Annotated in this window: 9 protein-coding genes and 1 pseudogene; 2 read left to right on the top strand and 8 right to left on the bottom strand. The window is 36.6% G+C overall.

Features of this window, described 5'->3' with window-relative positions; all coding sequences use genetic code 11:
- A partial coding sequence (locus BLV37_RS14365) for a hypothetical protein (RefSeq protein WP_143031531.1) occupies window positions 1–1,054 on the bottom strand: 1,054 nt, incomplete at its 3' end.
- Between the two features lie 110 nt (window positions 1,055–1,164).
- A pseudogene (locus BLV37_RS14360) lies at window positions 1,165–2,291 on the bottom strand (IS3 family transposase).
- Between the two features lie 106 nt (window positions 2,292–2,397).
- Here BLV37_RS14360 and BLV37_RS14355 point away from each other — a divergent pair.
- Entirely contained in the window at window positions 2,398–2,607 is a 210-nt protein-coding gene (locus BLV37_RS14355) for a helix-turn-helix domain-containing protein (protein WP_091733041.1), read from the top strand.
- 204 nt (window positions 2,608–2,811) lie between these two features.
- A complete protein-coding gene (locus tag BLV37_RS14350) occupies window positions 2,812–4,758 on the top strand; it encodes a hypothetical protein (protein ID WP_091733038.1) in 1,947 nt (648 codons plus the stop codon).
- Between the two features lie 144 nt (window positions 4,759–4,902).
- Here the strand turns inward: BLV37_RS14350 and BLV37_RS14890 are convergent, their stop codons facing one another.
- The 6 genes from BLV37_RS14890 to BLV37_RS14320 all read right to left on the bottom strand — a co-directional run.
- Complete coding sequence (locus BLV37_RS14890) at window positions 4,903–7,050, bottom strand: tetratricopeptide repeat protein (protein WP_143031530.1); 2,148 nt, start codon at window positions 7,048–7,050, stop codon at window positions 4,903–4,905.
- A gap of 5 nt (window positions 7,051–7,055) precedes the next feature.
- A complete protein-coding gene (locus BLV37_RS14340; RefSeq protein WP_091733035.1) occupies window positions 7,056–8,186 on the bottom strand; it encodes an S-layer homology domain-containing protein in 1,131 nt (376 codons plus the stop codon).
- A 41-nt stretch (window positions 8,187–8,227) separates the two neighbouring features.
- A complete protein-coding gene (locus BLV37_RS14335; protein ID WP_091733032.1) occupies window positions 8,228–9,097 on the bottom strand; it encodes an LptM family lipoprotein in 870 nt (289 codons plus the stop codon).
- Window positions 9,098–9,152: 55 nt separating this feature from the next.
- Window positions 9,153–9,512 carry a DUF4870 domain-containing protein gene (locus BLV37_RS14330; protein WP_176967999.1) on the bottom strand — a complete coding sequence of 120 codons (360 nt, stop codon included), beginning with the start codon at window positions 9,510–9,512 and terminating at the stop codon, window positions 9,153–9,155.
- A gap of 112 nt (window positions 9,513–9,624) precedes the next feature.
- On the bottom strand, window positions 9,625–9,966 hold the full coding sequence (locus BLV37_RS14325; RefSeq protein ID WP_244270564.1) for a helix-turn-helix transcriptional regulator: 342 nt from the start codon (window positions 9,964–9,966) through the stop codon (window positions 9,625–9,627).
- 156 nt (window positions 9,967–10,122) lie between these two features.
- On the bottom strand, window positions 10,123–10,410 hold a 288-nt coding region (locus tag BLV37_RS14320), incomplete at its 5' end, for a helix-turn-helix transcriptional regulator (protein ID WP_143031485.1).

Below are 10,410 nucleotides of genomic sequence, written 5' to 3'. Positions count from 1 at the left end.
AATAACATAGAGAAGAAATCAGAAATCCAGCCAGATAAAAATATATGCTCCGGAATTTTTTTATCATAAATCCGGCGATATAATAGATGTTGACAATGCCTATCGAATAGGCAACACCGAAACAAACGGCTGACACAAGCCTCGCATCCGGGTACTGCATTCGAACTATATCTACCACAAACCCAAGGGCTAAAAATGCAAAAGAAAGATTCAGCATGATGCAGATATTCATGGAAAAACGGGCTTGCAGAAAAAGGATCACTGCAAGGCCCGCCAGAATCCCCCCGAAATAGTAGCTTTCTATCTGACTATTCGCAAAACCGCTCATTTGCTGAAGGGCGGCTGGTGCGATCACATCATTTAAGGCAAATACGATAAAAATCACAGGCATTAAGGAATATGCCTTTATAGGTGCTTTTACTTTTTGAAAGGAAGGCACCGTATCAGCACGAGACTTAATAAAATAGGTGCTAAACGCCAAGGTTATCATAATAAAAAAAATAAGAATGGCAAACGGATGCGGCTTGATCTGTGTACTGCTTAATATCGGTTTTATATACATTAATACCCTTGGGAACAGCACAACCAGAATCATGGAATAAAATTTTTCCGAATTATTGAGAACCATAAAAAAAGCGTACACATGAGCGATAAAAATGTGCCCTATACAGGGTACGGCAATCAGCATAATGATTTTGGAAGGGATGCCCGGTCCAAGAAATAATACTGATATAAAACATACCAAAGAAACGATCACGCTGTAAAATGAGGCCGGAACAAATTTCTTTCCATCAAAAAGAAGCGGTATCAGACTGCCGGAAACCAGCATGACATAAAAGTAAAAGGTTGTATCGCCCACAATTTCCTCAAATAGACTTACTTTAAGGGTAAAGCCTCCCATTGGCAGAAAATATGCATAGAGCCATATAGAAACAGCAATCCATCCCCAAAAATATGGCAAGTTTTCCCTTGTGACAGCCTTGATGCTAAGCTTATTTGTAACCTGAAATGCAAGTCGAAAAAAACCTTTTAGATCAATCTTATGTACTCCCATTATTTCCACACCACCTATATATGCTTATGCGCTTTGTATCTGCCGTCTGGATTGGCAACCCCTTTTTAGACAAATTAGCTCCGAACAAGAAATAACTTTTACAACAACCCTTATCCTACTTTTTTCAGATTGCTTAATTCCCTGTACTCTACTGGTGTTAGATAATCTAGTGAACCGTGAATTCTCAGATTATTATACCAGTAAACATACTCTGCCAATCCTAACTTTAACTCTTCCAATGTTCTGAATTTATTCTGATATATAAATTCAGTTTTCATTATTTTATTTACCGCTTCACTTACTGCGTTATCATAAGGATTTCCTTTATTGCTTAATGATCTATCTATATTGAAGGTTTTCAAAATATCATCTATAAGCTTATTATCATACTCATTCCCACGGTCTGAGTGAAAGATTTTTATGTCTTTTAAAGAGTAATTAGTTCTTAGGATGGCTTCCTCTATGAGTTTGGCATCCTTTCTTTCTCCTGCAGCATAACCTATGATTTCACGATTAAAGAGGTCTATTTAGCTGCATACATAATTCCACCTAGAACCCACTCTAACATAAGTTAAATCGCTTACAGCTACCTCCAGCCTTTCCCTATTATTAAAATCCCTATCTACTAAATTAGGGGTATCTGCTTCATTACATGCAGTCTTATGGACCTTATAATGGGCTATTGTATAGTTGGATATCAGATTATTTCTTTTCATTATTCTTGCTATCCTTTTTCTGGATACCGGATAGCCTAGTTTCATTAGCTCAACCTTGATTTTTCTGGTACCATAATTGTTTTTGCTTAGTCTAAATATTTTAATTATATGACTTCCTATAACTTCCTCTTACTTAGAGGAAGCACAGGATTCCCTGTTCAAATGATAGTATACTAAACTACGAGTGACCTTCAAAAGCTTACACATGGTACTAATACTGTATTTCTTTTTATTAGAAATAATAAGGTCTATTTTTTGCCTAGTAGTAGTGCCGCCTGCTTTAAAATATCATTTTCCATTTCAAGTTGTTTTACCTTTTTTCTTAATTTAATTAATTCTATTTCTTCCTCAGTTCTATTATCGTTAACATCAAATGAACCTGAAGTATTATGTCTTTCAATCCATGTCTTAACTGTAGATTTCGCTATTCCATATTCCTTATTAATATCTGCTAACGTCTCTCCATTATTATATAAAGCTACGATTTGCTTTTTAAATGCTTCTTCATAATGCTTTGCCATTTAAATTCCTCCCCGTGATATATATATTTATATTATACCATTGTTCGGAATTTACTTGTCCTATTTAGTATAGCCTATCTAGAGTAACTAAGGTGAGGTGGCAATTATGTCCATAAGTTATAAAAAGCTTTGGAAACTTCTAATAGATAGAGACATGAAAAAAAAGGACTTAAGAGAAGCCGCTGGTATTAGTACTGCTTCAATGGCTAAACTCGGAAAAAATGAAAATGTTAATACTGAGATTTTAGTAAAAATATGCAAGGCTCTTAAATGTGATATTTCAGATATTATGGAGATAGTAGATGAAAATGATTAATGTCAAATATTTAGCAAGATAGTATCAGAACATGCCTTATAAAATTTATGCAGATATGAAAAGTGGAATTTAAGGATTTGACCTTTGGTTTCTTTCTGATGAAATTGTAGACGTTCCCAACATGTATTAACAACAGTAACAGGTCTGATTCTTATTCAAATAAAAAAATTCTTAAGTGAAAAGTGGAAAGGTGGAGGGGGTTTAATGACATTTCAGACATTTAAAATTCATGGAGATAACATCGTTGAGTGTGAACGTATTTTTAATTTTATATCACGTAGGCTTGATATCGTTGATATTAATAAACAATTTATTTCACAAGCAGCAATTCAGGTAGATATTAATTTTATTTATAATAAATCTAGTTTTCAATGGAGGCTTATTTATCATCCAGGCTTTAACAAAGCTAACCGTAAGCGCTGGAATAATAATATCTTTGATACACTAAAAGCCGCAGGGAGTTTTTTAGATGAAACACCAGACGCCACTATAACTCAAGTTGACTTTGAAGAGCAAAAAGAAAAAATATTATGTGCCATAGAATTCTGTAGTGCCCTTCAAGCAGGAAATCAGGCATGGCAGCGAAGCGGACGAGCATATTCAACAATCAGAACAGGTTGTCCTTATCTTTACATTGTTGACTTTGTAAAATATGAACTAGATACCACTACAAGAAAAAGGAAAGCAATAAGGACACCAAATCCAGCTATTCCCTTCAGCTACATTAACAATACAAAACAAGAAAAAGTGTTTGGAGCCCAGGCTTTTGTTAAATCAGAAGAGTTCGACGAAAACAATCCTTTACTGAAAAACTTTGATGAATCAATTTTTTCAGAAGATGATATAGCAGATTATCTAATTAATCTAATGCTTGGGTATGACACTATTGAATATGAGAAATCTATACTTAATAAAAATCTTAAAATGGTAAACTACTTCTCAATACATACCAATGGAAAATACTATTTTAAGCCTGAAGATTGGCAACGAATATATAAAGGTGAAACAACAGTTATAGAATTGTCCAAAGAAAAGAAATGGCAATTTGGTAAGAAAATTGCGGAAAAATCTATGACTGGTAACCTTCGTGAATTTGTTAAAGTGGTTAAAAAATATGCTTATGGTATATCATGCAAGGATTTACCATTTGGAGTTATACCAGTAGAAAATAAGACCAACTTTGTTAATGAAATGGTCTCACTTTATCCCATTAGTCAAAATGATGCTCAGATAATTTTAGAGGACGACCAAGATCTTCTAATTTGTCTTATTAAAGGTTTTAAACCCAGAGGGGATGATAATCGACCTGATAGGGGTCTACTGCCGTTCTTGGCAATGCTGACGTCAGAACATGCCAAAATATTGACTTTAATTTATGGCCCAATGACCTCTACCCGTGTTGAACAGATTAAAAATGATCCGGGTACAGTCGCGCGTGCAAGCGGTTTTTGGAATGTTTTTTTAGGGTTAAGGGACTATCTCTTACTTGATGTCCCATTACTCAATGAGAAGGATAATGCAACACTTTTTAGAGAAAACAGTACATACAAACAACAGTGTACAGCACTATCAGCTAAAGAAGTTATTTTCTCAGACATTGTTTCACCTATTCCTAATAGTGTACACGAAGACGATGTAGATTCTGCGATTCACATGCTATTTACTAGTTTACCTTCTAATAAATGTTTTGAAGGTTTATGCAACCCGCCAGGAGGAGATTGGAGCGGTCTTTCTGTTATTGTAAATCAATGTGAATATAGGTGGGTATCGCTACCACGGGTTAGTGGTGAAATTAATGGAAAAAGGCCAGATCATGTATTGCAACTTTATCCCAATGATAATAATAACTCAATAATTTTGTCAATTGAGTCTAAGGATAGGTCCTATGATTTGGAAACTAATGTAGGAATTCAACTAAAGCAATATATTAAATACCTATCTACGTTCATTCCTAGCTGTGAGAAAAGTATTAATGGCGACTGGTCGATTTCCAGCAGAAAAATTTCTCTTAATCCAAGTAATATTGTTTCTGTAGCCGCATTTATTGATTCCGGATCGGAGGACTACGATAATATTCATAGATTATCTGCATGTGATTTAATATTTGCATTAAGCCCTACAGAAGTTGGTTGGAACATAAAAAAATCTTGACGGTACCCGTTAACTCAATTATATACATTTGTCAATATATAATTATGCACTTTTTATGTATAAAGACGTATTTTTATAAGACTGAATAACAAAACGGCAGACCTGCTGCCGTTTATATAACATTCTATTATAAATGATTTAGAACTAATCGTTATTGGTGCCTATTCCTCCAGAACCTACGGACAATGTTGAATTCGAGCTACCTAATGAGCCGAAATCCACACCTCCCGAAACTTCAAGAGGCCCCATTCCAACTTTTGCACCTGCACCGGAGGTAGCTCCCCAACCTGTATAATTACCATCTGCATCAAATTTTATAGTCGCACCAATTTTACCTGATATTTCTGAACCTCCTGCACCGGCTTTGGCCCCTACAAGAACTGTTATTTCAGTCTCCCCTGTTTTAAAATTCTTTTTTATTGCTCCGCCTATCCCTTCCAGTATCTCAAGTTCCCAAGTATCACATGTTACGCCAAAAGAAGCTGGTCCCAGTGTAACAGATAGTTTTTTACCCTTTATAGCACACTCTTTTTTCTTTTTTTTCGGTGTTTCCATTGGGCTTACTGCTTCAGGCTTATATTGTGAAAGGTCTTCATCAGATGTTACAATGGGTGCTATATAATCCGCCAAAGCATAAGTTGTCGGTAACGCGGAAAAGTCAGTTATAATAGGCATGATACTAGCGTATACTGTTATTTCTCTTATTTGATTAACATAATCCAAGACATCTTGATCATAAATAGAGCCTGTTACCTGATCCGATATTTTCCAATATTCATACATTAGATCCTTTATTCCTTCATAGTTAGCCAAGGTTAAATCTCTCCATGCATAGAAGTGGGAATCAGCCATTTGGCCGGAAAGTTTGTTGATTTCTTTGGCAAGTGCCTTAGCTCCTCCTATATCATTTTCGAGAATTTTCTTTTCCATGTTTTTATATGTTCCGCTCTCACGTATGGATTCAAGATCTTTTTCAAATTGTTTATCAATCTCTTGCCTTTTTGCTAAAGTTTTATTATATTCCTGTTCAATTTTATTTGCATAATAATCGTTTACCAGTTCAAGCATAAAAAGCTTTTGACCATATGATGGCAGTAGTTCAACTTTTTCTACCGCACCTAAATCTAAATCGTCGCCTCCAAAGCCATAATCATCACCGTAACCGTAATCATCTTCGTAACCATAATCGTCGTCGTAGTCATAATCATCATCGTAGTCGTAATCATCATCGTAGTCGTAATCATCATCGTAGTCGTAATCGTCACCGTAGTCGTAATCGTCATCAATGTCTTTAAAGCCATCCATCATATCCTCTGGATGATATTTTGCAGCAAAAGTGAAAGCTCCAATAAACCCAACTTCCATTGTTTTTTCCATCAAGGGCTTTAAATTCGGTAAAGTAGCTAGAAAAGCACCTCTACTCTCCCATTTTGGTAACGATGGCATTATTAATTTATCATTCTGGGGTTCATTTGGTTCATCTGAATTATCGTTAGGGTCCTCATTATCAGGATCATTATCTAAAAGCTTATCCCATGGTGGAATATCGATTACCCCACCCTGGCCCTTGGCGGCTTTATATGCAGCTCTTAAAAAGGGCGAATACCCTAATTGCGCTGCTTTAATAATCTCGTCTATGGCTTTTTGACCTTCATTCCTCTGAATATAAACAACTGCCATGCCTTCATAGGCTGAACCAAATTGATTATCAATTTCAAGTGCTTTTGAAAAGCACTCTTCGGCTTGATCTGTTTGGTGTTTATCAAGGTATGAGTTCCCCAAATTGGTTAAAACCATGGGTGAATTACCTTCTATGTTTAGGGCATATTGAAGGACTATTATTGAATCATCGATTTCCTGTAAATCCTTAAGAATAGTGCCAAAATTATTTACTATAATAGCATCCTCTGGATTTGCCAAAACTGATGCTGCAGAAAGCACTATAGGTAGATATTCGGAAGATGCTGTTGCTGAAAGAATAACAGCGGCGGTAGAAAGGTCCCGAGACGAGGTAAACATATCAATAGATGAATCGAGCTTAGATTTCCCTTCATCTACATAATTTTTTTCCTCATGGGAAAGTTTCTCATAATATAAATCAAAATATTTCTCCGCCAAAGCTATGATGCCGCTTTTTAGTTCTTTTAAAGCCTTATTGCTTCCCTGAGTGCTCTTAGGAGAATTTGGCGTAGATTCATCGTTGCCAACCCCCTGCAAGCGAGCACAACCAGTAAAAAGAAGCAATAACGCACATATTGTTGCACACAATCCGGATAATATATTCCTTTTCATAGGCTTTACCTCCCATATGAAATAATGGTCCCCTTAATTTCTTTTATTTTATCTACTGTTCGCACGCTCATGGCAAGGGCTTGTTCCCTAGATGTATTGGCATAACCCATTGCAGCTTGGGCCTCAGTCACAGCACGAGGCATGAATTTTCCATCACTGCCCTTTATAATACCTAGTTTTGCCATATAAAGGCAGTCATTTAGTGCCCAGGCTGAGATATCTGCTTGGTCATCAAAAATAGGCGCTCCCTCAGTTGAGTAGTCTGCATTTGGAGCAATTAACTTAATGGTACGGGCTAACATGGCTGCCACTTGCTCCCTGTTAATAAGAGTCTTAGATTCAAATGTTGTAGGACTTGTACCTTTTACTATGCCTAATTGATAGGCTATTAGTATTTTTGAATTTTGTGTGTCAGTAAAGGGGTTTGGATTAGCTGGGCTTCCCGTATTACCAGATGCCTTCTGATACATTAAGAGGGCAACCTCTGCAAATTCCTCACGAGTAATTGGTTTTGTCATATCTGCACCCTTGAGAATCTCAGGTATAAGTCCTTCGTCTTCTGCTTTTTGCAGTTCAGGTGTTGCCCAATCACTGGCTGTACTCCAATAAGCAGGATTACCAATCTCCACAATATTTGAATAATCGGAGTATATCATATTATCTATCCAGTCCCCCTCATATCCCCAGATAGTTTGGAAACGAGCTCTAAATGAGTAAACTTCGCTTTTAATGTCTACATCTTCATACCTTGTGGAACTATCAAAGGGATAGTACTCAAAGTATCCAGTTTCAAGAAAGTCAACAAGATAAGCAGTTGTATTCCAATAGTGTGTTGGTCCTTCGTTCCAGTCATAATCACCGTATTTATATTCGAAGTCAATCTTTATTTCCTCACAAATCTTCCCTGGAAAATATTCCGAGTCATCCACTAACTTAGCGTTCAAATCTCTTACCCTTTGTGGAACATCCAATCTAAGTTCAAAATAAGGCACTCCATCAATGTCTTTTTTCAGTTCTGCCCTCAGATTGGTAGGTGCTTCAAGGATAAAAGGATCACTATCTGCAAATACAGTCATAGACAGTGTTCCAATTATCAAGACTACAGTTAGCAAAAAAATAAATATTTTATTTTTCATTTACTTTTCCTCCTTTAATTAATTATTAAATTAACTAAGGTCTAAAAAGACTCTCCATTCAATTCACCTTTGATATCACCATCTGTAACCGTAAGCCAATCAGTTGCATCTTTTATAAAATCTTCTTCTTTTGGGTTATCTCCTATTATGCTAGGAGGCTCTTCTGTATCTTCAAATCTGGCAAGGGACCCATTTAGACCAGAAAATATTTGTCTAAAAACACACATTGCTTTATTTTGCACACCATATGAGCTAGCAATTGGACTATTAAAATAATACTGAGCTGCGTACCCCTTGTCTGTCTTAACATATTCAAAAATTAGGGCAAGATTACCCTTATCTATGGTCTCTAACCTTACAGCATCTATATCAGGATAATAATCTATTTGAGTGGTAATTAGTTCACCATCATGGGTCTCCATTATGACCTTATACCTGGTTTCGCTTTCTCTTTCAAGGTCATATTTTTGATAGCTTCTATCCTCACCTTCATAAATGCTAGTGGCTATATCTTGGGTTTCTAATTCTTCATCATCTAGTGTTTCACCCCACATGTAAAGAGGTAGCATATAGTCAAAAACCTTCATATCACTTACTACTAGGTTATGTGAACTGATAAGGGCAGTTTCATTCTTATAGCTTACTTGACTTACATGGTCTTCAAAGGCATCTTGGGCATCTGAAAAGTTATTAAAATTGCTTGAGATAAGGTCAGATAGTCTTGTGGATTTTGTATCCATAAAACTATCAGGTTGATCATCATAAGGAAGTTCCGTATAATCATCAAAATCTTCCAGTAAATCATCGGTATCTTCCAGTAAAATATCTGGACTACTAGCTGACTTTGACCCACATCCACTAAGGGAAAAAACCAGCATTAGACTAAAAATAATTATAAATATTTTTTTCATCAATATCCCTCCATAAAAGCTCATATATCAATTGGTCACCTTTCTAAACCATTCCTTATTTTATGATGGTAAACTTACCGATGAGAGGCAATTGCTTTGCCTTTCCCCCAAATCCGTTGACAAGCCCCATAATACCCAGAATCAAAACGCCGATTCCGAAGATTGGCATTAACATCCATCCAATTACCGGGATAATGCCCAGTATCACGTTGCCTACTATACCTGTGATTAAAAGCAGCAATGCTTGATTGGCATGAAATTTTGCATATCTGGATTCAGGACAGGCAATCAGCGGCAGGAAGAAAAGCAGATAGGCAAGCCCTGCCATGGTTTTATTTTTTTCGATGTCTTCTGGGGTATAGGTGTTTTCCTGAGTCGCTCCCAACTCTTGGTTTTTGTTTTTTTGTTCTGTCATCATACTCTCCTCCAAATCTTTAATATTTACAGTCCACATTGGCATATCTGGGACAGTTTTTGTGTTTTCCTCATCGCATGCAGTGCATTTTGCATAGCTATAAGATGTCGTATCATCCATCCCCGGTTTCAGACACATCTCGAAAATTGATAATCAATTCCGCCCGTGAATTTACATGTAGCTTTTTGTAAATTGCTGTTTGATAGGTATTGGCAGTGGAATAGCCTATACCAAGTTGTTTTGCAGCCTCTTTCAGACTATAGCCTCCCAACAAAATAAAAAACGTCTCTTTTTCTCTGGGTGTCAGGTTTTTAACCAATTTTGACTTTTCGTCGGGGCTGAGATTCAGCTTTTTTCCATAACTTGTTTGAGAACCAAAAATTGTTGTTTCCTTCTCATACAACTCCGCTGTTTCGAATTTTGATTTCAAGAGCATTTTTTTGATCTTATCCATCAATCCCAAGTAGATCACCTCCTAACTAGCGTCTGGGGATACATAAACTATAGCCTCAGAAATACACGGTGTCACTTCAGTAGTTCACGTGATATACGCAAAAAACCCCCTCTCATTAGAACTAATGAGAGGGGGTTAGATGAGTTGTGGTATCCGCTATTTCTTGTATTCTTGGAGCAGTATCAATAACTCGGTACGGCTGTTGATATTTAGTTTCCGATAGATAGAAGTGCAGTAGGTATTGATAGTCGAATAGGCTTTGGATTGTATGCCTGAAATCTGCCGAAGCGTATATCCATCAAGAAGAAGCCTACATACCTCCATTTCGGCGGGAGTAAGCTTATAATCTTTCAGTCTGGCCTCCAGCCTCGAACACTGACTGATATCCCCGCGGTAAGCATCGTCCATCCATTCGCCAGAGTACAGCATCTTAATAAAGAAAGG

The sequence above is a fragment of the Proteiniborus ethanoligenes genome (genome assembly GCF_900107485.1).
GTDB classification, from domain to species: domain Bacteria; phylum Bacillota; class Clostridia; order Tissierellales; family Proteiniboraceae; genus Proteiniborus; species Proteiniborus ethanoligenes.
Note: the sequence above shows the minus strand (reverse complement) of the source record. Positions and strands in the feature narration are given on the sequence as shown.